Raw genomic sequence first — 23,791 nt, 5'->3', positions numbered from 1 at the left:
TTCTAAACGTGCAGGAATTTCCTGCAGCTATCGGTTATCGTTTTGCGGCGGATTACCGCAAAACCCTGGTGCACAAGCCGAATTTCTCAGGTGCTGTCTGCGGGATGCAAAACAACTCTCCTGACCGCGAAATCCGCACTGTGAAAACGATTCACGAAGTGCACGCGAAGTCTGCTGAAAGATTTCCAGCAGCCTTTTCAGTTTATCTTGCGCGAACCGTTATTTGCTATCCCAGCTCTCCTTATTTCGACGTGGAATTGCCTACATTTCAACAAAATCGACGCTCACTAGCACATAACTGGCATATAGCCGGCATGTCACTAGCGCGAACTGGCGGATAACTGGCGCGTAATGTGCATAGCCGGCATGTAACTATCTGTGTAACCGGCATGTAAATTGTCCACAGTACGCGAAACACGTTCCTATTTTCCACAACAACTTCACTGCACCGAAACAAAATTGCATTTTACAGCCAAACTGTACTCATGGTTATTTCAAAAACATTAATCGCTTTAATTATTTCCGCCTTGATGCTTCTGTTCAATAATGCATCGTCTTTCTTGCCTGCGCACTCCGGTAAACTAGGCGGCACTGCATTAATTGCAGCGCCGATAAATTCACAGACAGTTCAAAGCAACAGCACTTCTTCATCCGCCCAAGCTTCCATTTTCCAGCCGCAGCCTGTGCAGAATCAGTTTAAAGTTAGCTGTCCGCTCAGCCGCTGCCTCGTAATCAAGTCTTTTCAAATGGGACCGAAAAATTGGAATGCCGGTCACCGCGGAGTTGATTTGAGTACCGCACAAGGCAGATCAGTCTATGCGCCTGCCGATGGAGAAGTGATTCATGCCGGACTGCTGGTAAATCGCGGAGTTGTTTCAATCCGGCACGAAGGAGATTTACGTTCAACTTTCGAACCTGTTATCCCGCTTGTTACCGTCGGTGAAAAAGTAAAACGCGGTGAACTCGTCGCACTGGTAACTGACAATCACTGCGACGGCAAAAGATGTCTGCATTGGGGAATGAAAAAGGCGCCGCCGGATATCTCGACCCGCTGAGTTTGCTTGAACGCAAACGAGTACGGCTATTGAGCTAAGCTGTGAGTTCCGCTAATCTAAGCTGCTGGTTCCGTAGTTGACGGCAGTTTGCACTGATTTCCCTGCCGCGATGAAAAATATTCCAAGTTTAGTTGCCGCCGGTCTCGGCAGCTTCCTGCGCAGCAACTTAATCGCCAACCCGATATATAGAATTAAGATTCTCATAACCGGCTTTGTAAATACATGAAATTGGGTCTCAAGACACACGGCAATATCTGCAATTTTAATTTTTATTCCCGAGCTATTATCTCCGTATCCATGCAGCAATAACCGAACCGCACTGATAATACGCGGCAACAGCTAGAAAGGCTGCGCCGAAACACACGCGGTATTTGCTAACACCTGCCCGTATCAAATTCTTTATTCAAAAAAACACTTTTCTCCCGTTTGACACACTGGATTAATTCTTTTGCACCGGCACCATAATCTGCAAACAGCATCAGAGCAGTAAAATAATCTCTGGTTAAAGAATTCGGCTTCCAGGTCCGGAATAGTTATTCCAAACTATATCCGCAATTCACGCACGCGGATGAGCTTGCTGAAAAACTGCCTGCAGCCGTTGCGAGTCAACATGAGTATAACGCTGCGTTGTGTTTAGCGAAGAATGTCCAAGAACTTCTTGTACCGAACGCAAATCTGATCCGCCAGAAAGCATATGCGTCGCTGCCGAATGGCGTAAATCGTGCGGAGAAATTTCCGGTACTCCAGCCGCAAAGCACACCTTGCGAAGTTCTTCACGAATCACCCGAGAATCAATCCGCTTTCCTTGTTCTCCAACAAAAAGCGCGCGCGAATCTTTCGCCATCTGCCCCCGCACTTTCAGCCACGCAGTCAATGCCCGCTGCAGCGGAATCCCAAACGGCACTACCCGCTCCTTTCCCCTTTTCCCATAACGCGCAGTGTGCCCGCACCTAAATCATTCACATCTAGCCCGCAGCATTCTGAGATTCGAATCGCACATGCATAGAGCACTTCGAAAATTGCCCAGTTTCGAATATCTTTCGGCTCAGCCGAGTTTTCAGCTTTCGCTTTCGCAAAATCCAGCAGCTGCTTTGCCTGCTCCGCACTGAGCACCCGCGGAAGTTTACTTGCCGCTTTTGGTGTTTTTAAGCGCAGCCCAGGATCATTTTCCAGCAGCTTTTCGCGGTGCGCCCAACCCGTAAACGCCCGCACGGCAGCGACTGCGCGCGCCACTGTCGCTTTTGCCGGCGCAGTTTCCGCAGTACTCGCGAGCCAACTGCGGATATCAATAATTTCTAGCGTTCGCAGTATTTGATAAACTTCCGCTTTAGTTTGTGCATCGTTGGCAGCGAACAAAAACTGCAGCAGACTGCGTGACTCATAGCAATACGCTTTTACTGTATGTATCGAGTATCCACGCCGCACAAACAGTTCATTCGCAAACTCATGCATGATTTCGTCAACGACGGCAGCCGAAGCTTCAGGCAATTTACGTACCGGCGCTTCTTTACTTCGAGTTTCCGCTTTCGCAAAACCGCTTTTCTCCCGCCTGTTTTGGGATTTTGCCGCTTCTGCAGCACGCCTTGCCGTCATTTCGGGTTATGCCTTTCGCCATTTACCATCTTTTATTACGATTCTTCCAGCAAGTGTAAGCCGATTTAACTTCATTCGCACACTAACTACATCGCACCCAACTCGGTGCGCAATAATATCTGCCGGCTCATAACGCACTTTTGAGAGCACGTCATAAATCCGATTCGCAAGCGGATCAAACTCATCGTCAAGCGGGATTGTGAATCCGCCATCAGATTCTACTCCCGTAATCGTATTTGCACTTCCGATTGCTCCTGCAAGCTCACGAACGTGATCCGTGTTCATCACTAAAGTTGCCCCATTACGAATCAGATGATTTGTACCAGCACATTGCGGCGCGCAGACCGATCCGGGGAAAGCTCCGACTTCCCGTCCGATTTCAAGTGCGTGCCGCGCAGTGTTCAGTGCCCCTGAACGCAATCCAGCCTCAACCACGATCACAACTTTCGAGATTGCGGCGATGATTCGATTCCGCAGCAGAAAACGATGCCGATGCGGAGCAGCACCGGGAATCGATTCGCTTACTACGGCCCCGCCATTTTCCACACAGCGCTGAAAAATCTCTAAGTTTTGTTTCGGATATACACGATCCACTCCAGCTGCGGAAACGATTACTGTTGGCCGCTCTGCAAGCAGTGCTCCGCGGTGCGCCTGCGCATCAATTCCGTAGGCACCGCCAGAAACAATCACATATTCTTGTGCTAATTCATAGGCGAGATCAAGAGCTGAACGTGCCCCCTCGGAAGTGGCATCACGTGATCCGACAATCCCAATCATCGGGTTTGCTAAGGCTTCCGGATCCCCATAGACCCATAAGCATAACGGCCGGCGCTCGCCTAAATCTGCAAGCCCGGATGGCCAGTTTTCTGAATCTCGCAGCACTAATGAATAACCGCGCTGAGTATAACTTTCCAGCGGCGCCAATTGGGCGTATGCAAGCCGATTAAACCATCTTTCCTGAGCTGATTCGGAGATTATCGAGCTGTCAGCTGATTTTAGTTTTTCAAGCGCCGCAGCATATCCGTATTGATCAATAATTCGGCTTGCTTCAATATCATCACCTTCTGTAATCGCTGACCAGACTAACGCAGCTTCAGATTCGGCAGTATAATCCAGTTTTTCTCCGGATGTTGGTTTTGGAAATTTTCTTTCGGTAAAATTCACGTGTTTCATTCTTCCGTTTTGTTTCTCCCGCATTAGTTTCCGCCTCGTTTGCTTTGCACATCATTTCGCAGGCTCATTGCTGCTGCAATATCGTCATCGTTGGGATGGTCCCGCCCAAAATAATCAGCGACACTCCACGAAATCCGCAGAATCCGATCAATCCCGCGCATTGAAATTTCTCCGCGTTGCAGCAAAGAATCTAGATAACGTTTCACAGATGTGCTTAATTTTGTATTTGTCCGCAGCCAGGTTCCGGGGAGCCGGGCATTAGTCAGACTGCACTGTTTTTGGATTTCGTCACGCCCATTATTTTCACTGCACCGTTTGGCTCGTGTTACCGCCCGCTCGCGGCCAATAAAACTTTTTCCCGCGCCTGCGCGGTGTTAATACTCCCGCCGACGGCATAATCCACCTTTTTCGGTCTGCGTAAAGTAAGCTGCAAATCAATCCGATCTGAAATCGGACCAGCAAGAGCACTGCGATAATTCATCCGATCACGCGCTGAACAGGTACATTTTCCCGGACTGTCGAATAAATATCCGCAACGGCACGGATTTGCTGCTGCAATCAGCTGAAATTTAGCTGGATAAAGTACTTTTGCCCGAACGCGATGCAGCTCAATCCAGCCTTGTTCAAGCGGTTGACGCAAGCTTTGGATTACAGATTTCGCAAATTCCGGAAACTCATCACAATAAAGCACTCCGTGGTGCGCACGGGTAATTGCACCAGGCTGCGGGATTCCATTTCCGCCGCCAATCAAGGCAGCACTGGAAGCAGTATGGTGCGGACTCACTAAAGGGCGCCGTTTCGGCAGCCCTGCCACCGGTTCACCGCAAACTGATTGAATCGCGGCTACTTCAACCGCTTCATGTACATTTAACGGCGGCAAAATATCGACAAACCGCGACGCCAGCATTGATTTTCCGACCCCCGGCGGCCCAACCATCTGCACATGATGTCCCCCAATCGCGGCAATAATAAGTGCCCAGACTGCTTCATCTTGCCCGCATACATCCGCTAAATCTCCCAGATCCGGCGATGTTTCTGTTTCACGCCGATTCGGTATCTGCATTTCCGGAGCTGCTGCATCAGTTATGCCAAGCATCTGCGCAAATTGCCCGAGATGCCCCACTGCCTCAATCGTAATTCCTGCGATCAAAGCAGCTTCATGATAGTTAGCAGCAGGCACAATCGCTTTCTGAAAACCAAGCTTTTGCGCAGCAAGCAAGCTCGGGAGAATTCCGTTCACATGCCTTACTTCCCCGTCTAAGCCGATCTCGCCAAACACAGCGATATGCGGAGATAATTGTTTTGCCCCTAATGCACCGAGAATTGCGGCAGCAATCCCCAAATCGAAACCTGATCCGCTTTTCGCTTTGTCTGCGGGAGAAAGATTGATTGTTAACCGTTTACTGGGCCAGGTTATCCCAATATTTTGAAATCCTGCACGCAATCTTTCCCGTGCTTCGTTCACTGCTGTATCTGCAAGCCCAACAATCGTAAAACTTGGCAAACCAGGCAGTAATGCTGCTTCAATTAATACTTCAGTACCGTCTAAACCGATTAGGTTTATTGAATGTGCTACACCAACCTGCATTGCGTCACTCATCTGCGTATCTCCTCACAGTTCACGTAAGTAACGTAAAAAGCAGTGTTCCCCGCGAATATCTATCGCAATAGCTTGGACTTTCAGTTCATTCCAATGCAGCCCGCGGCATTTTTCCTGATATACACTAATCCACTCCACAATCAGCATCCGGATTCGGCGCAGTTTTTCCGGCGTGATTGCCTCTTCCGGAATTCCCGCCTGCACACTCCGCCGGGTTTTTACCTCGACAGCAATCACTGCGCGTATTTGCGGATCAAATACCACTAAATCAACTTCACCAAATCGGCATCGCCAATTTCGTGCAAGCACTTGGAATCCAAGAGATTCAAGATATTCGCTTGCTTTTGCTTCGCCCCATGCACCTAATTCACGCTTTGAACAGGTACTGATTTGCTTTAATTCTTTTGCTGATAATTTCAAAATAAAACCTCCTATACAGATAGTTACTGATATAGAAAGCGTGTTTCAGTGCAGCAGTGAAGGTTGTGGATTTTCCTTGCAAAAATAACAGGTGTGGACAACCGCTTAAATTATTTGCCGTTTATTTGCCGTTTATCTACCCATTAAGGCACCATTTACACAAATCACCATAACAGCAGCCAAAAGCGGTAATTGAAAGCAGTAATACGCAGATGCAAATACTTTACTGATTACTGTTTGCTTCACTATTTACTATCGAAAAGTATTAGCCTACTATCGAAAAGTATCAGCGCAATATTGTTTATGCAGATTCTTCGCCGCGAACCTCAAATTCGAGCTCCGGATGTAAATCTGGTTTATTCAGCTCTTCAACATTTACATCCTTGAAAGTAACAATATGTACTGAACGCACAAAACGTGATGTCCGGTAAATATCCCAAACCCATGCATCATTTAAGGTGACATCAAAAAAACATCGCCGTTATCAGCAGCACGCACTTTTAATTCCACATCATTTGCCAAGTAGAATCGACGTTCTGTTTCCACTACAAACCGGAAAAGGTTAATCACATCGCGGTATTCACGGTAAAGCGCAAGCTCATTCTCAGCTTCATAATTCTCAATATCGCTCATGATTTCCTTTATATTTTTGCTGGGATAATTATATAAACGGCAGTTGAATCATCCAAACGAATTTACCGGAGTAAATTACCTTAAAGATCAAAGATATCGAATCAATCCAACCAAATTAACTTTTTCAATCCTACCTTAGCTTCTGGTAAATACTAGGTACTATTTTTCACACACCCGAATTAATTCCCGGTAATTTCCAGGAGGTTCGATGGTACTCGCTAACTCCGTATTTACTCAGTGCTGCAATATGTTTAGCACTCGAATACCCTTTATTGTGAACCCAATCATATTGCGGATATTGCTCCGCAATCTCTTCCATATAGTGATCTCGGCAGACCTTTGCAATCACTGAAGCTGCAGCTACTACTGCACATTGCGCATCGCCTTTCACTACCGTCTTCACCGGCACTTCGGGAAGCTGAGTTCCGTGATTAAACAATCCCGGATTACTCCACCAATTATGCGAACCGTCGAGGAGTACCCCATCAATTTTGTATCCTTGTGAGCTTAATTGGGCGATTGCATCAGCAGCTGCGAGCTGTAAACCCTGGATGATTCCGTGCTGATTTATTTGATTTGCGGAAGCTGAACCGACGGCACTGGCCAGCCCCCACTCGCGGCAGGGCGCTGCTAAAGATTCGCGGATGCGAGCAGAAATTTGTTTTGAGTCACGGAGCTGCTGCGGAAAATCATCACCAGTTGCGGCATTAATCAAGACAATCCCAACACTTACCGGCCCCGCGAGCGAACCTCTTCCAACTTCATCCACACCTGCAAGTATTGCGTTCGGCTTATTCAGCTGCAGCTCTTTGAGAGCTGCAAGTTCGATATCGCGATTCGGGATAAAGCGCAGCCGGGTATTTTTATCTTTTCGCACCACGAAAACTCCCAAATTATTTTACTTCTGCACCAATATTTTTACCCGCCGGCTGGAATAGCTTCTGCGGTTTTAACTTTGGAAAAAACATCGGATTGCGATTTGAGCAGGCCGAACCGATTAAATGGATAAATCCGCAGCCAGGCTCTTCCTTCCACATTTTTGATTGGAACAAAACCAAATCCCGTGCTTGCTTGATGGTAGCGTGAATCTTTCGATCCGGGACGATTATCGCCCATCATCCACAAGTGGCCAGCCGGTACCGTCACATCGAATTTCTGTTCCGAAGCGATTGCACCGCTAATCAAATACGGCTCTTCCACTTCGGTTCCGTTAATTGTCAAATTTCCGGCAACCGTGCAGCAAACAATATGGTCCCCTGGTTTTCCGATTAGCCGTTTCACGAGGTGTGTTCCTGCGTTTTGCGGCAGCAAACCGACTGCTTCACCAGCACGAACCAGTATCTGCTGCAAGCCGTTCAGCTGCGGCTGCTTCACATCGGAAAGCCAATTACCTGGGTCTACGAAGACTACAATATCGCCCCGATTGAGTTCCTCCTCTGTATCGGCGAGTTTATTTACGACGATTCGATCTCCCGGCACGAGCGTATTTGCCATTGAACTGGATGGAATCTCAAACGGCTGGATAATATAGGTCTTTAACAGAACTGCTGCCAATAATGCGACGGCAACTACTGCCGCGAATTCGAAAACATTCGAAAGAAACGCTTTCAGCCGGCTTTTTTGCGGATAGTCAGCATTTTCCTGCAGCTTATTGAGATTATCTTCGGCCGCATTACGGTTTTGAATATCAGTATCAAAATCTGCGGCGGCAGAATCATCGTGATGTGAATCTGGAAGTTTATGTTTACGTGAACTTGCTGCAGCTGCAGGCGGAAAAGACGGCGGCATCTGATCTGGAGCATCTGCAAATTCGATGCCATCTTCAATATCTGCCATATAACTATCCCATCCTAATATTTCTCCGATTACACCCTACTCTCAACAAGGTTAACGCACTAAGTTTCGAATCAGCGAATGCACAGGCATAATCAAAAGTTGCCTTTTCATCACAATTCGATTTTACTCCGTAAATTTCAATACCCTTGCAAATCTGTTCAATATCAATCATTTTACCCTCACGGCAATTATGCTGTGCGGTTATCCCGCCCCGCCAGGCGCATCCAACTGCACTTATGCTCTTATCCGTCTCTTTTGGCGCATGATGAAGCACTTTCAAACAGCAATCTTTAGTTTTCACGCAAACAGCCGCTCCTGATGTCAGAACTGCCTAACTATCAGGAGTTACTCCATTTATTTCCGGGTTTTCGTTGTCATGGTGCGGGAAGGAAGCTGCGATTATTTTGATTTCAGACCTTAATTTGCCAGCAACACGCCCGTGCACATATTTCCCGACTTTTCATATATTTTATGGATTTTCGCGCTAGTTAGCAGCCTGCCGTCATTTTGTTTCATGTACGGGCAAAGAAAACCGCTAGAAAATACGCTCTGCATGGCAAAGATATATTTTTCCGCGGAAAACTCTGATCGCAATGAGGAGAAAATTTTACGTAACTAGCGGCAGGAAGTCGGTTTTCTTACGTAAGTGACGGCAAGAACTTGGTCTGTATTTTTCACCGTCGAAAGTGCTTGCGTTATCGCAGGTCACGAAGCTAAAGTAACGACGGCTCTCCCGTCGTTACATAAATCCGCCTATTTCGCCGCCAGTTACGTTAAAAAATGCAAACTTTGCCGCCACTTACGCAGACGCACATGCACTTTGCCATCAGCTGCGTGTGCTCGCGGAATATTTCGCCGCCAGTTACACAAACCCGATAAGCACACATCACCAGTTCGCATATCTATTCATCCAAAAGACCGAATTAAATACCAAGAAGTTAAACACCAAGAAACTAAACACCGAAAAGTTAAACATCAGAAAGTGAAACTGTAAAAGTCCAACCCGCCCCTTGCCGTTTACTCCCCTCCCCGAAACCATGAACGGAATCCATACAAAGAATACAAAATGTGAGCGCCTGGAATCCCAAACGCTCACATTTATCAGTTATCTGTAAAAATTACTTGCCTTACTTGTCGTCACGCTTTTCTTTTAGCTTTGCTGCCTTACCGTGGAGACCGCGCAGGTAGTAGAGCTTCGCACGGCGAACATCACCGCGGGTAACTACCTCGATTGAGTCCACATTCGGAGAATGCAATGGGAAAGTTCGTTCAACGCCGGTACCGAATGAGTGCTTGCGGACAGTGAAAGTAGCACTTACACCGCTGCCGCCTTTGCGTGCAATCACAACGCCTTGGAACACCTGGATACGTTCACGGTTACCTTCAATAACCTTTACGTTTACTTTCACGGTATCACCTGCACGGAACGGCGGGCGTTCCTTTAGCTGCGAGGAAGCAATTATATCAAGAGTCTGCATTATTCTGCATTCATTTCTCACCCTGCACGCAGGTCAGAGCGGGTTCAGGGGCTGAGTTTTCTGATGAAGCACACAAAACTTCGCCCGGTTTTCTGCAATTGGAAACTTGCCAGAAGTGCAATCCCCTGCGGCAGGTATTACACAAATAACGGCAAGACAGTTATTTATTTTGCCATATTCAATGGACGCACCATAGTGACATCTTTGTTGACCTCATCACCCACATGGAATTCACGTGTTCCTGAGCGGGTGAAACCAATCTTTTTGTATGCGCGCTGCGCCTGTTTATTCTGCAGCGCTGTCCCAAGCCAAATAAACGGATTGGCAAACTGGGAAAGTTCCGCTGCTGCCTGTGCAAACGCCCATTGCGAAAACTCTGCAAAAATACCCGAACCGCGCCATTTACGCCCAACATAGGCTTTGGAAAGATAAACAAGCGGACCGTCGCGGCGGATTCCGTGATAATCGAAATTTGCCGGCGCCCCATCGGTTATTCCAACCACGCCATCTTGTTCGCGGGAAATTTCTACGAGCAGATATGCGGCGATTTCTCCGCTGCCCATCTCTCTGTTCCCCGCTGCTATTTCCGCCGCATAAACAAGATATTTTTCCGGATCCGACAGGTATTCGGAAAATAATTCCGGGTTCATGTTCGCTGCAATATAAGCGTTAATTGCTTGCGCGCTGATTTCTTCCGGACAGGCGTCAGGCCAGGTTTGCGTAGCGAATACGCTTACTGCCGCCGCATCTTCCAGTACTGCCTGACGATATTTTATCTGCACCGGATGTATTGCTCCTTTGGGGAAAAACCAGCCAAATTCTGCAAGTTTCATCCGGTCTTTCCGGTCAAGATTTTCCGCTTTCAGTTTCCGAATCAAATCCGGACGGCTTGCTGCGGTCCGTTCAAGTGCACGATCTTTTCGCCAGCGGGCAATTGCTCCGTGATTACCGGAGGTAAGAATTTGCGGCACTTCAATTCCGCGGAAACTGCTTGGGCGCGTGTAATTCGGATATTCAAGCAGGCCGGCTTCGCCATGTGATTCTTCCACCAGCGATTGCGGATTTCCCATCATTCCCGGAACCAGCCGCGCCACTCCTTCAATTAGTGCGACGGCTGCTACTTCTCCGCCGTTCAGCACATAATCTCCAAGGGAAAATTCAAATACTGCAAAATCTGCTTGTTCCGCGTAATATTGCGCAACACGAGCGTCAATACCTTCATAACGTCCGCAGGCAAAAATAATTTGTTCCGCATTTGCAAGACGCAGTAAGTCAGCTTGTTTCAGTTGTTTCCCAGATGGCGACGGAATTGCCAAAACAATCTGCCTATCCGTTCCGGATTCTTCCGCGGCTATGCTTTCAGGTTTGCCGCTTTCGTTTTGCAGCTTTCCAAGAACAGCTACTGCATCTATCGCTTCAGCCCAAACATCTGCTTTCATCACCATGCCGGCTCCGCCGCCGAAAGGCGTATCATCAACAGTATTGTGGATATCATGAGTCCAATCGCGCAGATTGTGGACATTAACGTCAATGAGTCCGCGTTTTTGCGCTTTGCCTACTAAAGAGAGCGCAAGCGATGAAAAAATTCGGGGAAAATCGTAAGAATGTCGAAACGCATTAGTTTTGCGCACCGCCATCTGAGGTATCAATCCGGTCAGCTGTGATGCGGCTGCTTCCGCTGCCGTTTTCAATAGCGGCGCCAGGGGTAATTTTATTTACAGATTTAGTTTTTGTAAGACGGTCTGAGTTTTCTCCGCCGTCGCTTTCACTGATTACGATTTCGAGTTCATCTTCCGAAAATAGCCCCGGAGGCGCATCGATTACCACACAGTGATCGTCAATATCCACTTCGGTAACGATTTCTTTTACGAACGGTACTTGCACTATTTTTCCGTCTTGTTCAGTGACGATAAGTAAATCCTGCATCGGCATTGTTTGGATCCCTGTGACGATTCCAAGCTCATACCCTTCTGAATCAAGTGCTTCCAGACCGATTAACTCATGCGGATACCATGCGTCTTCTTCCGCTTCAGCTTCATCAGATTCAATCACCAGTTTTACTCCGCGCAAAGATTCCGCTGCTGAACGGTCGGTAATGTGCGTAAACTTTACGAAAACTGATTCTTTATAGCTGCGCACATTGCTGATTTCGAGAGGTCCGAAATCAGCCGGATCCGTCTCGTAAGATAACCCGGTGCGGATTCGCTGTTCCGGAATATCAGTGCGCACATCAAGCTTTACTTCGCCTTTTAGGCCGTGTGCGGAAGTAATAATTGCGACGGTTAATTGCAAGTTAAATCCTTTAATCTAAAAGAATGAGAATTAGATTCTTTACGGCTTACATCCGCGGTTTTCAAAATTATATTTTGGGATGCAGGATGCAAGTTACGAAAATATTTGTAAGACACGAAAGCCCGCACTTTTAGTGCGGGCTTTCGCAAAGTAACGTGCTATCGATCAGTTTCGATTACATCGACACGCACCGAACCATGAGTAGAAAGGGCGTTGATTACACAGCGCAAAGCTTTTGCTGTGCGCCCGTTCCTGCCGATTACACGTCCTAAATCTTCTGGATTTACCCGAACTTCGAGAAGCTCACCGCGCCGATTATTTCGGGCGGATACCTCTACATCGTCTGGATTATCAACAATCCCGCGAACGAGATGCTCAAGTGCTTGCGATAGCATTATGCTTCCTCAGCTTCACCAGATTCTTCGTCAGCTGCAGCTTTTTCAGCTTCTGCTGCTGCCTTTGCTTCCGCCTCTGCCTTTTCGCGGGCTGCTGCTTTTTCAGCACGGCGCTTTTCAGCATCGTCCTGAACAGCTTTCACAGCTTCTTCGCGAGCTTGCTGTGCATCTGCTTTTTCGTAAACTTTGAGGGTAGATTCGCCTTCGAGACCTTTCGCTGCCTGCCAGTCACCGGTAATCTTCAACTGTGCGAGCACTGGTTCAGATGGCTGAGCGCCGACGGAAATCCAGTAGCGTGCGCGTTCAGAATTGATATCGATAATTGAAGGGTTGGTGTTCGGATTATAGAAACCAATTTCTTCAATCACGCGACCGTCGCGCTTCTTGCGGGAATCAACAACAACTACACGGTAGATAGCTTCACGAATCTTACCCATGCGCTTCAAACGAATTTTGACTGCCACTTGTGTGGTCACTCCTGTTTCTTATTCGGTGGGCGCTGCTCCAAACGGTGGGTTTCATTTTCGGCATTGCCCGAACTTCAAGTTCCGTCGAGTTTGAGAGGGGCTCAACTTCACCTTAAGTACAACAACCAATTGTGCCAGATTAAAAGAAAAGATAACAGTCTGCCAGGATATTCCAAAGGTGGAACGTCTCACGTTGAACTTATGCAGCTCTTAGCTGGCCGCTGAATCACACTGTCAACGCGCTTTTCATATGCTGCTCCCGGTATAGTTTCGCGAAAGATTCGAAAAATGAAAACCAGCTTCAGATACGCGAAGAAGAAATGAGAAAAATATTTTCACTTTTCCGCATCGTTCACTGCCAGCTTGGCACAGTGAATATCGATCCGCCATCACTTAGACTTAACTCATGCGATTCTTAATTACTTCCGCAATAAATGCAGCCGCCCTTTGGATAACTACCTTATTTCTCTCCGGTATCCGCCTTGAAGGCGAAGTGCGCCCGGAATCCTTCCTCGCCGATACTTCCATCGAAATCCAGCGCTTAGTTTATTTCCTGCTTGCAGGGGCAGCATTGGCAATTGTAAATATGGCGGTACGCCCGATCGTGAAACTACTTTCGCTGCCATTCTATATTTTGACCTTAGGCTTATTCTTCATCGTAGTAAACGCCCTGATGCTGATGCTGACGGCATGGATTACCTCACATTTATCTCTCGGACTCGTAGTAGATGGATTCTGGTGGGCCGTCGCCGGCGGGATTTGGATTGGGATAATCAATACAGTGCTATGGCATCTTTTGCCGAAATTAAAAGACTGACGCTGCTCTGCCCGGCAAAATCATTGCATCATCCAAAATACGAAAGCGTTTCATTATAACTTTGCGCAATTAAACGAATGCGGTCGGGGATTTGCTCCGCGCACACCCCCGACCGCATTCGTCATCAAATACCGAACTCTTTTGGCCTCATTTGATCTTAGATTTTCGCTTCTAATTCTCCGACCATCTCATAGAGCTCCCCGGCACTCAGCTGCGCTTTTTCCGCTGCCGAGAAATCATACACAATTTTGCCATGATTCATCACGATCATCCGATTTCCTAGTTCAAGAGCATCTTTCAAATGGTGAGTAATCATAAACGCAGTCAATCTTTTTCCGCAATTGTTTTCCTGGTTAAATCAAGCACTACTTTCGCAGTTTTCGGATCAAGTGCAGCGGTATGTTCATCAAGTAAAAACAAGCGCGGTGATTTCAATGATGCCATCAATAATGCGATTGCCTGCCGCTGCCCTCCAGAGAGCACGCCAATCGGTGTATCCAAGCGTGTTTCTAATCCAAGCCCAAGCGGAGCAACAATTTCCGCAAGCTCTTTCCGCTTCGCTTCATTCATTGAAATCCGCAGTCCGCGATTCTCTCCGCGCTTTTGCGCAAGCAGCAAATTTTCAGCCACCGTCATTCTCGGAGCGGTCCCCATTTTCGGATCTTGAAAAACACGCCCAATGAGGCCGGCGCGATCTTCTTCACGCATATCAGTCACATTATCAGCATCAATATACACATCTCCGGAATCAGCAAGGATCACACCGGAAATAATATTCAGCAAAGTAGACTTTCCGGCACCGTTACCGCCTACTACCGTAATAAAATCTCCTTCCGGCACTTCCAGGCTCACATTATTTAAGGCTTGAAAAGCATCTGCAGTGCGCTGATGGAAATATTTGTTAATATTCCGAAGCGAAAGGACACTCATTGCACTTCCCCTTTCATCAAATCGCGACCCTCATGATCATGCACTCTCCGCGCCTGCTTTTGCCGCAAATACTGCTGCAGTGCAGGAATGGAAAGACACAATCCGAGAATAATTGCTGAAAACAGCTTGAAATGATCAGTATTGATATTGAGCGCTAATACAAGCGCCAACAGCAGGCGATAAATCACTGAACCGACAAAAATCGCGAAGAGCCGCATCGGCAAACTGACATTCCGCACAAGCACCTCACCAATAATGATTGCCGCCAGACCAATGACGATAGATCCAATCCCCATTGAAATATCAGCGTATCCATTGTCGGTGGCCACGAGATAACCCGAGAGCGCAATAAGCCCGTTTCCGAGCATATAGCCCAGCATCATCATTTCCTTTGACGGGATCCCAAGCGCATTAGCCATCACCGGATTATCTCCGGTAGCAATAAGCGCTTGCCCCATATCTGTCCGGAAAAAAGCCCAAGCAGCCCAACTACGAGCAAAATCAGGACCACACCGATCAGTAATGTATCGACATTACGCGGCAGATTCAAAGGAGAAACTAAGGACTTTAAGGTGTATTCACTGGCGATCGAAATATTGGCCTTTCCCATGAATACAAGATTCACGGAATACAAACCCGTCATTGTAATAATGCCCGCAAGCAGTGAATTTATTTTCACCCGCGTAATGAGCAAGGCCGTAATTGCACCAGCTGCAGCTCCGGTGAAAAATGCGATCAGCAATGCGAGCAGCGGATGCATTCCGAGTAAGAGAAATTGTGCTCCGATCGCCGCACCCAAAGTAAATGATGCTTCCGTCGTGAGATCTGCTTCATTCAATACACGGAAAGTGATATACACACCAATGCCCATGATCGTCCAGATCGCGCCCTGAGAAATTGCAGAAAGCATAATATCCATCGTCTATTTCTCCTTTCCGCTATTTATCATTCTGCGAAGCAGCCAGATCAATGGCAATTTGCAAGATGTTCTCCGGAATGGTTATTCCAAGCATCGCGGCGGCATCAGTATTTACGATCGTATTATTTGTATTGCTGACGTTAACGGGTAAGGAAGGAACATCTGCACCATCTAGCACATCTGCTACTACATTTCCTGAATCGGCTCCCCAGACGTATTGATTCAAGCCTACGGTTGCTAAGCCGCCAGCTTTCACCATCGCATCGACCACAGTATACACGGGCACTTTTGCCGCATTCGTGACGGGAATAAGCGTATCCATTGCAGCCGCGATGGTATTATCCTCCGGCACAAAAAGCGCATCAACTTGCGAAACTAGCTGCTCTGCCACCTGCTTCAGCTCATTTGTATTTGTAATCGAGGCTTCCTTGACCGTAAAACCAGCTGCTGGAGCAAGCGCCTTGATTTCCTGCACCTGATGTGCCGCATTTTGCTCAGAAGTGTTGTAAATCAAGCCAATAGTCTTGACCTGAGGAGTAATTTGCCGGATCAATTCAAGCGTTTCTTTATCTGCGGAAGCAAAGGTAGATCCAGCTACCATCTTGCCTGAGCCGGCAAGGCTATTTGCCAAACCAGCCCCAACGGGGTCAGAAACTCCCGCGAATACGACGGGCACTTCTCCTTGCGCCGCATTCATCAATGCTTGGGCAGCTGGAGTGGCGATGCCGATGAGCAGATCTTTCCCGTCTGCCATAAAATCATCCGAAATAGATTTCAGCAGATTCTGATCCCCCTGACCTTGCTGATATTCTATCTCCAGGTTGATCCCGTTGATATATCCGCGCTTTGCCAGCTGATCGATCAGACCATAACGAATATCGTCAAGCGAAGGGTGTTCCATCAACTGCAGCATCCCAATTTTCAGGACTCTACCGTCTTTGATTTCTTTCGTCTTTCCATTGTTCGTGATGCGTTTTGCACCAACAGGCTGGTATCCCTCCGGTACCAGATCTACTGCTTTTGATCCCGAAGTCTGCTTACTTGCAGTATTCGCGGCTGGAACCGTGCCGCTTTCCAGTTGATGCAGGCGTTGCAGAGACGGCATTACCAGCACAAGCACGAGCAAACCGCCAATAAGAAACGAACCGATTGCACTAATTTTTTTCATGAGTACATCTTTCTTTGCATGTATGTGATTTACGTTTTCTCTCAATGTGTTTTAGCTTTTGCGGCTTTGCGGCAATGAAAAAGCCCTCAAGGCAGAGACCTGAGGGCTTACTTATGGAAACTTTCGCGCCTGCATGATCTCTGGTTGAGCGATCATGCAACTAAAAGCCGATTTAGCTAGGCAGACCGCCAACTAAACCAGTTACGCCAACGCGCGATCATGGATGCCGCCATGGTGTTTCCTTTCCTTTTGAGTTAAGTCGAGACTAGCAATTTGAGCAGCCTTTGCACAAATTTGTTCATATTCTGGATAATAATCGATTTCACACCTGTTTTCGCCGCAAAAATCGCCGAATACTTTGCTTGACGCAATAACGAAAATTATCTTTTCGCACTGCCGAACTGTGGGTAATACCTCTTCGCAAAATCTGCAGCATACTAGCAAAACGGTGTAAAAATCGGGAAGATAGCTTTGTGCAAAAGCAACAGAAATCATTCAGAACCAACGCAGACGGAAAATCAGCGGATCTCACTCGTTTCGCCTGGATTTCGATTGCCGCCGCAATCGTCACGATCGCTACCAAACTGGGCGCATATCTTCTCGTCGGCTCTGTTTCCTTACTTTCTGACGCAATGGAGTCAGTGGTCAATCTCGTCGCTGCCGTGGTCGCCCTAGTTTCGCTAAAAATAGCGGCAAAACCAGCTGATTCTTCCTTCACTTTTGGCCGTTCAAAAGCCGAATATTTTTCGGCAGCCGTCGAGGGCGCAATGATTTTCGGCGCTGCCGCGCTGATCCTCTTTTCTGCAATCGAGCGAATCCTCCATCCTGTCACGCTCAATAATTTCGGCATTGGCCTGCTCATCTCAGCAATTTCCGCAGGAGTAAATCTGATCGTCGGGATCTACCTGATTCGCAGCGGTCAAAAATATTCTTCACCAGCATTAACGGCAGACGGCAAGCATCTGCTCACTGACGTGATCACGACGGCTGGCGTGCTTTTGGGTGTGGCGCTGATTTGGCTTACCGGATGGGAGATTTTAGATCCGATTTTCGCTGTTGCCGTTGCACTCAACATTATCTATATTGGGATCGGGCTGATCCGCACCGCCCTGGCCGGCTTACTAGATGTTACTCTCCCATCCGCAGAAAACACGACCATTATCGAGATCCTGCACACTTTCCAAAAAGACGGAGTAATCACATTCCACGGGTTGCAAACCCGCGTATCCGGCAGAGCCCGCTACGTAAATCTTGATATGCAGGTACCCGATGATTGGACGGTAAAGGCTGGCCATGATTTGGCGATGCAAATCGAAGCTGCGATCCAAAATGCTCTTGAGAACTGCGAAGTTGCAATCCATATCGAGCCAATCAGCGATCCGGCATCATATGAAGATATCCCCTGCGGGTATGTTCCGCTGATGCGCGCAAATGATGCAATCAAACCGCCGGCGCAAATGTGATGCCACTCCTGAATAAATCTCATACGCATTACGTCTTGCATTCATTACCGCCATCTGCTGGCGTTATCTTGAAACTTCCCATCAGCTACCGCAAATTCAGAAAAACGCGAAATTTGATTCACCGTCGGAGTAAGCAACACCCCAGCATTACACAATCCAAATGGCGCGTAGCTTATCGCGTCACAAACCTAGGACTTAAGACTTATTGACATTCTCCTGCAATCTCTTTATGCGCATCACAACATAGACAAATGTTGATAACTTAATCCAACATTTGCTGTTATTTCAATGCAATTACTAGTTTTAGTCAATAAAAAATCGATTATCTGAAGCATTCAGAGTTTCGTTGCGTTTAGCGCGGCTGCAGGATGCATGTAAAATTTTTCAAAATATTTCAATCCCGTCGATAAATACGTGTTTCGGGCGAGAAACAACAGTGATATCCTGCTCTGGGTCAGTTTCATAAACTACAAAGTCAGCTGGGGCACCTGCACCCCACGTATCAAAACCTAAGAGCTCACGCCCGCGCCACGAAGCTGCAGCCATCACCGTATCAGCTGGCATCCCATTCGCCACGGCAGTTTCTAATTCCACCCACAGCCCGCGCTCTGCCACATCTTCTGCCGTATCCGACCCCATCAGCAAATCAATTCCCGCATCCACAAACATCTGCAGATGTTCACTCCGCTGAAGATTCATCCCAAGCATCCGCTTTTGATAGACCGGAAATCTGTGCCCAGCCGCAGCAAACTCCGGGAAACGTGAAATTTGATTTACCGTCGGAGTTAAGACGATTCCCGCCTCACGCGCCATTTCAATTTCCGCAAAACTCATACCGGTGCCATGCTCGATTCCATCCGCACCAGCAGCTAAAATCATTGGAACCGTCTCGGCAGCAAAAGTATGGACCGTGACTTTTACGCCCAACTCATGGGCACGCTCCACAGCTGCTTGCAGTAAATCGGCTTCCCAAAGCGGCGTGAGATCACCTTGTTCACGGTCAATCCAATCACCGATAATTTTAATCCACCCATCCGATTTCGCTGCCTGCACTTCAACTTCCGCAAGCAGATCACCCGGTTCCGCTTCTACCGCTAAATATCTGGTATAACGTTTGCGCCGTGCAATATGCTGCCCGCAGTGAATCACTTTCGGCAAGCCGATACACGCAACCTCATTCGGATTACGCTGCCCGCCCGAATCACGAATTGCAGTTACGCCATGTTTTGCGCAAATTTCCAGCCGTTGCCGCATCTGCGCATCACTTGGCGCTGCTGCCCCATGATTCATGCCAATATGCGTATGTGTATCAAGCAGCCCCGGATAGATAAAACCATTTATTTCGACGACGGATTCAGGCAGATTAACAGCTGTGCCAGCAATTGTGCCGTCAGCGCCGATATCGCTGAATTTTTTGCTGCCGCGCCCAAGCGGGTTTTCATGGTGCAGCACACCTGCCGCAATCCATGCTTCCCGCAGAGCTGTACCGCGAAGTTCGCCGCTGAGATGATAAATCGTCATCTGTACCCCCGTCTCCAGCGCTAAATAGTTTGCTGCATCCCGCTCCCTGAATCCTGCTCGAAAATCCAGTGCGCTCCGCACTATTTTTCAGCGCAGGAACTGTTTCAACGCATCCAAATCAACATCTTGGGCACTACTCGGGCTGCCTGCCGGTAATCTGCCGAAAGCACTTCCCGATTTCACAGCACCGCCTTGCGCAGCTTCCCGCTGGGCAGCAAGTTCTTGCTGCCGGCGCTTCGCCGGATTTCCAGAACGCCCTTTTTACCTCCGGAAATACGCTTATTCGCTTTTTCTTTTGCTTCTTCGTATATCCGCCGCCCATCCCCGGCATCCCGGGAATATTCGGCATTCCTGGAATATTCGGCATCCCGCCGCGCGAAACCTGCTGCATCATCTTCTTCGCGGCAAGGAAGCGATCCATCAGGGAATTAACTTCCGGCACACTCGTACCCGAACCTTTTGCGATTCGCCGCCGGCGCGAACCGTCGAGAATCGCAGGATCAGTGCGCTCAGCTTTCGTCATCGAACGCACGATCGCTACCTGACGGTCAATTTCGCGTTCATCAAAATTATCGAGTGCTTCCCGGTATTGATTCATACCTGGAAGCATCCCCATGATTTTCTTCATTGAGCCCATCTTGCGCATCTGCTCAAGTTGCTCTAGGAAATCATCAAGAGTGAATGTACCTTTCGCCATTTTTGCAGCGAGATCTTCGGCTTCATTCGCGTCCCATGTGCGCTCAGCCTGCTCAATCAGTGTGAGTAGATCACCCATATCGAGGATTCGGGAAGCCATCCGGTCAGCGTGGAAACGTTCAAAAGCATCAAGTTTTTCACCAGTAGATGCGAAAAGTACCGGCTGCCCGGTAACACCGCGGACCGAAAGCGCTGCACCGCCGCGCGCATCACCATCCAGCTTCGATAGTACTACGCCGGTAAAGCCAACACCGTCACGGAAAGCAATCGAAGTATTGACGGCATCTTGCCCGACCATTGCATCAAGTACAAACAAGATTTCAGCTGGATTTACTGCATCGCGAATATCCCGTGCCTGCTGCATCATTTCTTCGTCGATACCGAGCCGGCCAGCGGTATCGACCACAACCACGTGAAACCCATTTTCCCGCGCGTAAGCCACACCGCTGCGAGCCACTTCCACTGGATCACCGATTCCGTTGCCCGGCTGCGGCGCCCAGACTTCTACGCCAGCCTGCGCCCCTACTACTTGCAATTGATTTACCGCATTCGGACGCTGCAAATCGGAAGCTACCAGCAAAGTTTGTTTATTTTGTGTACGCAGCCATCTGCCCAGCTTTCCAGCAAGCGTGGTTTTACCCGCACCTTGCAGACCAGCAAGCATAATCACTGTGGGACCGTGCTGCGCCCAATTCAGCTCGCGGGTCTCTCCGCCAAGTACTGCAATTAACTCTTCATTAACAATCTTTACAACCTGTTGGGCTGGATTAAGCGCTTTCGAAACCAGCGCACCAACAGCTTTTTCCCGCACTGCCGCAGTGAAGGAACGCACCACAGGGAGCGCTGCATCAGCATCAAGAAGTGCGCGCCGAATATCAGAAATGACTGCTTCGACATCTGCTTCACTGAGCCGGCCTTGCTTCCGCAAATTTCGCAGTGAGTTTGTAATACGATCTGAAAGCGAGTTAAACATCTATTTTCCTTGGTATTGCTTATTTTGTGACGAATTGAGGGATTATCAGAGGCGCTTGCCTGAGTTTCAGGTGCACGGTTGTGAATTTATTTCAAGATTTGTCTCCCGCTGGTATCTGTAAACTCATGCATCGCCGGAAAAGTAAATCAGGCAAGCAGAGAATCAACAAAATTTTCTGGATCGAATGGAGCAAGATCGTCTGCGCCCTCGCCGAGCCCGATGAATTTCACCGGTACTCCGAGTTCACGCTGTACCGAAATCACGATGCCGCCTTTCGCAGTTCCATCAAGCTTCGACAGCACAATTCCGGTAATATTTGCGACTTCAGCGAACACTTTCGCCTGCTGCATCCCATTTTGCCCGGTTGTAGCATCAAGCACAAGCAGCACTTCACGCACTGGCGCCTGTTTTTCCATTACGCGCTTGATTTTGCCAAGCTCGTCCATCAATCCGGCCTTATTTTGTAAGCGCCCTGCGGTATCAACGATCACCACATCAGCTCCGTTTTCACGCGAAACCTTTACTGCTTCAAATGCCACAGAAGCAGGATCAGCACCGTCTTTGTCTGCCCGAACGACCGGCACGTCTACACGTTCGCCCCAAGTTTGCAGCTGATCAGCTGCCGCCGCACGGAACGTATCAGCAGCCCCGAGCACAACCTGCTTTCCCTCAGCAACGAGCAGACGGGCAAGCTTACCGGTAGTAGTAGTTTTCCCGGTACCGTTTACACCTACCATCAGAATTGGCGCTGGTAGTTTACTGCCGTTTTCAGCAGTTTGCGTATCAAGATTGAGTTCACGGGAAGCATCAATTTGTACCGCACGCAGCAATTCTGCACGCAGCAGCCGTTTCACTGCGGCAGCATCAGCAGTACCGTTCACTTTGATTTCCCGCTGTAAATTTTCAAGCAGCTCAGTTGAAGCATCCAATCCGACATCTGCCATTAACAGCTTTTCTTCGATTTCTTCCCAGTCACGGGCAGAAAGTTCGGCTCGTGAAAGAATCGAAAGAATCGATTTCCTAAACTTCCGCCTTTTGCCAGGCGCGCCCGCAAACGCTGCATTCGGGAAGGCACTGACTCCGGAACTTCATATTGCGCCGATAACTCAGAAACGTCTGCGGAATTTTCAGAAAATTTATTTTCAGTTGAAAGCTCCGGTTTATTTTCTGCAGCCGCGGACTCGCTTTTCAATTCCGGTTCCGCTTTCGCTTCCGGCAGCGGCACATCTTCAATAACTTCAGCTTCTTCGATATAGCTTTCCAGAAGCTGCTTTTGCGGCTGCGCAGCGCGCGGTAATTTGTGCTGCTGATTTTTTGAGCGAATTCGCATAATCCCAGCAACGGATCCAAGAACCGCTAATACAAGAATCGCGGCGATAATATACATCAGATTGTTTTGAATAAATTCCACGGGCCAATCCTTAGAAAAACTGAGCATAACTAGTTTTAGTCTATCTGCTGGCAGCACAGAAAGAAAACCCCATAGCCCAGCTATGGGGAAAGGATCTATCTCAGGCAGCTCCAGCACGAAATACAAATAACGCTGGTTTCAGTTTAACTCAGATTTTTTGTTTTACTCAGCAGAATCTGATCCAGTCTTATTTTGCAGCTCAGAGGAAGCATCTGTTTCAGCTAAAGAGCTGCTGTCTAACTCTGGCGAACTGTTTTCCAACTCCTGCGATACACGCACTGAATCAGGAAAATTACTTTCTGAAACTACCGAAGTATCATCAGGCCCAACCGGCTGATGTGAGTTATCTGAAGCATTTAAGCTATCTGTATGATGTGTGTTCGTATCCGAACTATCAATTTTCACCGTTTCTGCCGTTTTCGGTGTTTCAGGTATCGCTGTCTGCACAGCCGTCGCTGATTCTGCAGATATCTTATCTGCAGATATCTCATCAGACTTTACCGGCTCATCCGTTTCTGAAATATTATCCGGTTCAGTATCCGCAGTATCATTTTCTGCAGCTGCCAGCCGGCTGTGCTTTCGCCGAAACTTTGGCGCATAATTCGCAACTTCCTGCACTGCAGCATTTATTTCATCAATAGCAAGAAAACTATCACGGGAATCTTCTTCGAAAGTATCGAACAAATCAGCTACCGACCCATGCGATATCTGCACTTCGAATTCAGTGTTTTTCAGTTCATTATTCCGCCATGCGTCAAGCGTCTCTTCAACTAATTCTTCCGTCTGCCCGCTACTTTTTCGGCGCACAAAATACAGTGCAACCCCAGAAAGCACAAGCACAATAATGAGCGAAATAATAACGAACGGCATATTCCAATTATTACTGTTCCCGCCCGTCGGCGCCTTGCAAAACTACGCGAATTTGCGCACATTTAGTTCATTGCCGTTTTC

The 23,791-nt window shown here is 48.1% G+C and carries 20 protein-coding genes and 5 pseudogenes; 3 read left to right on the top strand and 22 right to left on the bottom strand.

Annotation, left to right across the window (positions count from 1 at the left end):
* Window positions 1-485 precede the first annotated feature (485 nt).
* A complete protein-coding gene (locus RQN30_RS11550; RefSeq protein ID WP_353060601.1) occupies window positions 486-1,055 on the top strand; it encodes a M23 family metallopeptidase in 570 nt (189 codons plus the stop codon).
* 556 nt (window positions 1,056-1,611) lie between these two features.
* On the opposite strand, the pseudogene RQN30_RS11545 reads toward RQN30_RS11550, so the two are convergent.
* From RQN30_RS11545 to rpsP, 14 genes and pseudogenes are all read right to left on the bottom strand, one after another.
* Window positions 1,612-2,507: pseudogene (locus RQN30_RS11545) on the bottom strand (tyrosine recombinase XerC).
* A gap of 147 nt (window positions 2,508-2,654) precedes the next feature.
* Window positions 2,655-3,845 (bottom strand): DNA-processing protein DprA, encoded by a 1,191-nt coding sequence (gene dprA / locus RQN30_RS11540; RefSeq protein ID WP_353060600.1) that lies wholly within the window; start codon window positions 3,843-3,845, stop codon window positions 2,655-2,657.
* Entirely contained in the window at window positions 3,845-4,168 is a 324-nt protein-coding gene (locus tag RQN30_RS11535) for a magnesium chelatase subunit ChlI family protein (RefSeq protein WP_353061852.1), read from the bottom strand. The genes dprA and RQN30_RS11535 overlap by 1 nt, the downstream gene beginning before the upstream one ends.
* Window positions 4,147-5,421 (bottom strand): YifB family Mg chelatase-like AAA ATPase, encoded by a 1,275-nt coding sequence (locus RQN30_RS11530; protein ID WP_353060599.1) that lies wholly within the window; start codon window positions 5,419-5,421, stop codon window positions 4,147-4,149. Before RQN30_RS11530 ends, RQN30_RS11535 begins: the two co-directional genes overlap by 22 nt.
* A gap of 12 nt (window positions 5,422-5,433) precedes the next feature.
* On the bottom strand, window positions 5,434-5,841 hold the full coding sequence (locus RQN30_RS11525) for a YraN family protein (protein ID WP_353060598.1): 408 nt from the start codon (window positions 5,839-5,841) through the stop codon (window positions 5,434-5,436).
* Window positions 5,842-6,142: 301 nt separating this feature from the next.
* A pseudogene (locus RQN30_RS11520) lies at window positions 6,143-6,474 on the bottom strand (DUF2469 domain-containing protein).
* A gap of 166 nt (window positions 6,475-6,640) precedes the next feature.
* Window positions 6,641-7,354: a ribonuclease HII gene (gene rnhB / locus RQN30_RS11515; protein WP_353060597.1), complete on the bottom strand. Its 714-nt coding sequence runs from the start codon at window positions 7,352-7,354 to the stop codon at window positions 6,641-6,643.
* Window positions 7,355-7,392: 38 nt separating this feature from the next.
* Window positions 7,393-8,310 carry a signal peptidase I gene (gene lepB / locus RQN30_RS11510; RefSeq protein ID WP_353060596.1) on the bottom strand — a complete coding sequence of 306 codons (918 nt, stop codon included), beginning with the start codon at window positions 8,308-8,310 and terminating at the stop codon, window positions 7,393-7,395.
* 4 nt (window positions 8,311-8,314) lie between these two features.
* Window positions 8,315-8,611, bottom strand: a complete 297-nt coding sequence (locus RQN30_RS11505; protein WP_353060595.1) for a hypothetical protein — start codon at window positions 8,609-8,611, stop codon at window positions 8,315-8,317.
* A gap of 826 nt (window positions 8,612-9,437) precedes the next feature.
* Entirely contained in the window at window positions 9,438-9,788 is a 351-nt protein-coding gene (rplS, locus tag RQN30_RS11500; protein WP_353060594.1) for a 50S ribosomal protein L19, read from the bottom strand.
* A gap of 164 nt (window positions 9,789-9,952) precedes the next feature.
* Window positions 9,953-11,425 carry a tRNA (guanosine(37)-N1)-methyltransferase TrmD gene (gene trmD, locus RQN30_RS11495; protein ID WP_353060593.1) on the bottom strand — a complete coding sequence of 491 codons (1,473 nt, stop codon included), beginning with the start codon at window positions 11,423-11,425 and terminating at the stop codon, window positions 9,953-9,955.
* Complete coding sequence (gene rimM, locus RQN30_RS11490; protein WP_353060592.1) at window positions 11,406-12,080, bottom strand: ribosome maturation factor RimM; 675 nt, start codon at window positions 12,078-12,080, stop codon at window positions 11,406-11,408. Before rimM ends, trmD begins: the two co-directional genes overlap by 20 nt.
* A gap of 158 nt (window positions 12,081-12,238) precedes the next feature.
* Window positions 12,239-12,475 carry an RNA-binding protein gene (locus RQN30_RS11485; protein WP_353060591.1) on the bottom strand — a complete coding sequence of 79 codons (237 nt, stop codon included), beginning with the start codon at window positions 12,473-12,475 and terminating at the stop codon, window positions 12,239-12,241.
* Complete coding sequence (rpsP, locus tag RQN30_RS11480) at window positions 12,475-12,939, bottom strand: 30S ribosomal protein S16 (RefSeq protein WP_353060590.1); 465 nt, start codon at window positions 12,937-12,939, stop codon at window positions 12,475-12,477. The genes RQN30_RS11485 and rpsP overlap by 1 nt, the downstream gene beginning before the upstream one ends.
* Before the next feature lie 409 nt (window positions 12,940-13,348).
* On the opposite strand from rpsP, the gene RQN30_RS11475 reads away from it, so the two are divergent.
* Complete coding sequence (locus RQN30_RS11475; protein ID WP_353060589.1) at window positions 13,349-13,759, top strand: phage holin family protein; 411 nt, start codon at window positions 13,349-13,351, stop codon at window positions 13,757-13,759.
* A gap of 157 nt (window positions 13,760-13,916) precedes the next feature.
* Here RQN30_RS11475 and RQN30_RS11470 read toward each other — a convergent pair whose 3' ends face one another.
* The 4 genes and pseudogenes from RQN30_RS11470 to RQN30_RS11455 all read right to left on the bottom strand — a co-directional run bounded on the left by RQN30_RS11470 (window position 13,917) and on the right by RQN30_RS11455 (window position 16,776).
* Window positions 13,917-14,087 (bottom strand): ATP-binding cassette domain-containing protein, encoded by a 171-nt coding sequence (locus RQN30_RS11470; RefSeq protein ID WP_353060588.1) that lies wholly within the window; start codon window positions 14,085-14,087, stop codon window positions 13,917-13,919.
* The gene (locus tag RQN30_RS11465) at window positions 14,084-14,689 is read right to left on the bottom strand and encodes an ABC transporter ATP-binding protein (protein WP_353060587.1); all 606 of its coding nucleotides are present in this window, start codon (window positions 14,687-14,689) and stop codon (window positions 14,084-14,086) included. Before RQN30_RS11465 ends, RQN30_RS11470 begins: the two co-directional genes overlap by 4 nt.
* Window positions 14,686-15,560, bottom strand: a pseudogene (locus tag RQN30_RS11460) (ABC transporter permease). Before RQN30_RS11460 ends, RQN30_RS11465 begins: the two are co-directional and overlap by 4 nt.
* Window positions 15,561-15,627: 67 nt before the next feature.
* Window positions 15,628-16,776 carry an ABC transporter substrate binding protein gene (locus tag RQN30_RS11455; protein WP_353060586.1) on the bottom strand — a complete coding sequence of 383 codons (1,149 nt, stop codon included), beginning with the start codon at window positions 16,774-16,776 and terminating at the stop codon, window positions 15,628-15,630.
* 473 nt (window positions 16,777-17,249) lie between these two features.
* On the opposite strand from RQN30_RS11455, the gene RQN30_RS11450 reads away from it, so the two are divergent.
* Window positions 17,250-18,239 carry a cation diffusion facilitator family transporter gene (locus RQN30_RS11450; RefSeq protein ID WP_353060585.1) on the top strand — a complete coding sequence of 330 codons (990 nt, stop codon included), beginning with the start codon at window positions 17,250-17,252 and terminating at the stop codon, window positions 18,237-18,239.
* Between the two features lie 384 nt (window positions 18,240-18,623).
* Here RQN30_RS11450 and RQN30_RS11445 read toward each other — a convergent pair whose 3' ends face one another.
* The 4 genes and pseudogenes from RQN30_RS11445 to RQN30_RS11430 form a co-directional block, all read right to left on the bottom strand.
* Window positions 18,624-19,760, bottom strand: coding sequence for an amidohydrolase family protein (locus tag RQN30_RS11445; RefSeq protein WP_353060584.1), 1,137 nt, complete (start codon window positions 19,758-19,760; stop codon window positions 18,624-18,626).
* Between the two features lie 87 nt (window positions 19,761-19,847).
* Window positions 19,848-21,429, bottom strand: a pseudogene (gene ffh / locus RQN30_RS11440) (signal recognition particle protein).
* Window positions 21,430-21,575: 146 nt separating this feature from the next.
* Window positions 21,576-22,867, bottom strand: a pseudogene (gene ftsY / locus RQN30_RS11435) (signal recognition particle-docking protein FtsY).
* A 135-nt stretch (window positions 22,868-23,002) separates the two neighbouring features.
* Entirely contained in the window at window positions 23,003-23,710 is a 708-nt protein-coding gene (locus tag RQN30_RS11430) for a hypothetical protein (RefSeq protein WP_353060583.1), read from the bottom strand.
* Window positions 23,711-23,791: the final 81 nt, after the last annotated feature.

It is taken from the genome of Arcanobacterium hippocoleae, assembly GCF_040360365.1.
In the GTDB taxonomy this organism is placed as follows: Bacteria; Actinomycetota; Actinomycetes; order Actinomycetales; family Actinomycetaceae; genus Arcanobacterium_A; species Arcanobacterium_A hippocoleae_A.
The sequence above is the reverse complement of the archived record's forward strand: the minus strand, read 5'-3'. Positions and strand labels throughout refer to the sequence as shown.

Excerpts from the sequence above, each read along its gene's own strand:
- trmD (WP_353060593.1), bottom strand. The coding sequence starts at position 11,425 with ATGGCGGTGCGCAAAACTAATGCGTTTCGACATTCTTACGATTTTCCC.
- RQN30_RS11530 (WP_353060599.1), bottom strand. The coding sequence starts at position 5,421 with ATGAGTGACGCAATGCAGGTTGGTGTAGCACATTCAATAAACCTAATC.
- rplS (WP_353060594.1), bottom strand. The coding sequence starts at position 9,788 with ATGCAGACTCTTGATATAATTGCTTCCTCGCAGCTAAAGGAACGCCCG.
- RQN30_RS11465 (WP_353060587.1), bottom strand. The coding sequence starts at position 14,689 with ATGAGTGTCCTTTCGCTTCGGAATATTAACAAATATTTCCATCAGCGC.
- RQN30_RS11455 (WP_353060586.1), bottom strand. The coding sequence starts at position 16,776 with ATGAAAAAAATTAGTGCAATCGGTTCGTTTCTTATTGGCGGTTTGCTC.
- RQN30_RS11550 (WP_353060601.1), top strand. The coding sequence starts at position 486 with ATGGTTATTTCAAAAACATTAATCGCTTTAATTATTTCCGCCTTGATG.
- RQN30_RS11485 (WP_353060591.1), bottom strand. The coding sequence starts at position 12,475 with ATGCTATCGCAAGCACTTGAGCATCTCGTTCGCGGGATTGTTGATAAT.
- RQN30_RS11430 (WP_353060583.1), bottom strand. The coding sequence starts at position 23,710 with ATGCCGTTCGTTATTATTTCGCTCATTATTGTGCTTGTGCTTTCTGGG.
- RQN30_RS11475 (WP_353060589.1), top strand. The coding sequence starts at position 13,349 with ATGCGATTCTTAATTACTTCCGCAATAAATGCAGCCGCCCTTTGGATA.
- RQN30_RS11445 (WP_353060584.1), bottom strand. The coding sequence starts at position 19,760 with ATGACGATTTATCATCTCAGCGGCGAACTTCGCGGTACAGCTCTGCGG.
- dprA (WP_353060600.1), bottom strand. The coding sequence starts at position 3,845 with ATGCGGGAGAAACAAAACGGAAGAATGAAACACGTGAATTTTACCGAA.
- lepB (WP_353060596.1), bottom strand. The coding sequence starts at position 8,310 with ATGGCAGATATTGAAGATGGCATCGAATTTGCAGATGCTCCAGATCAG.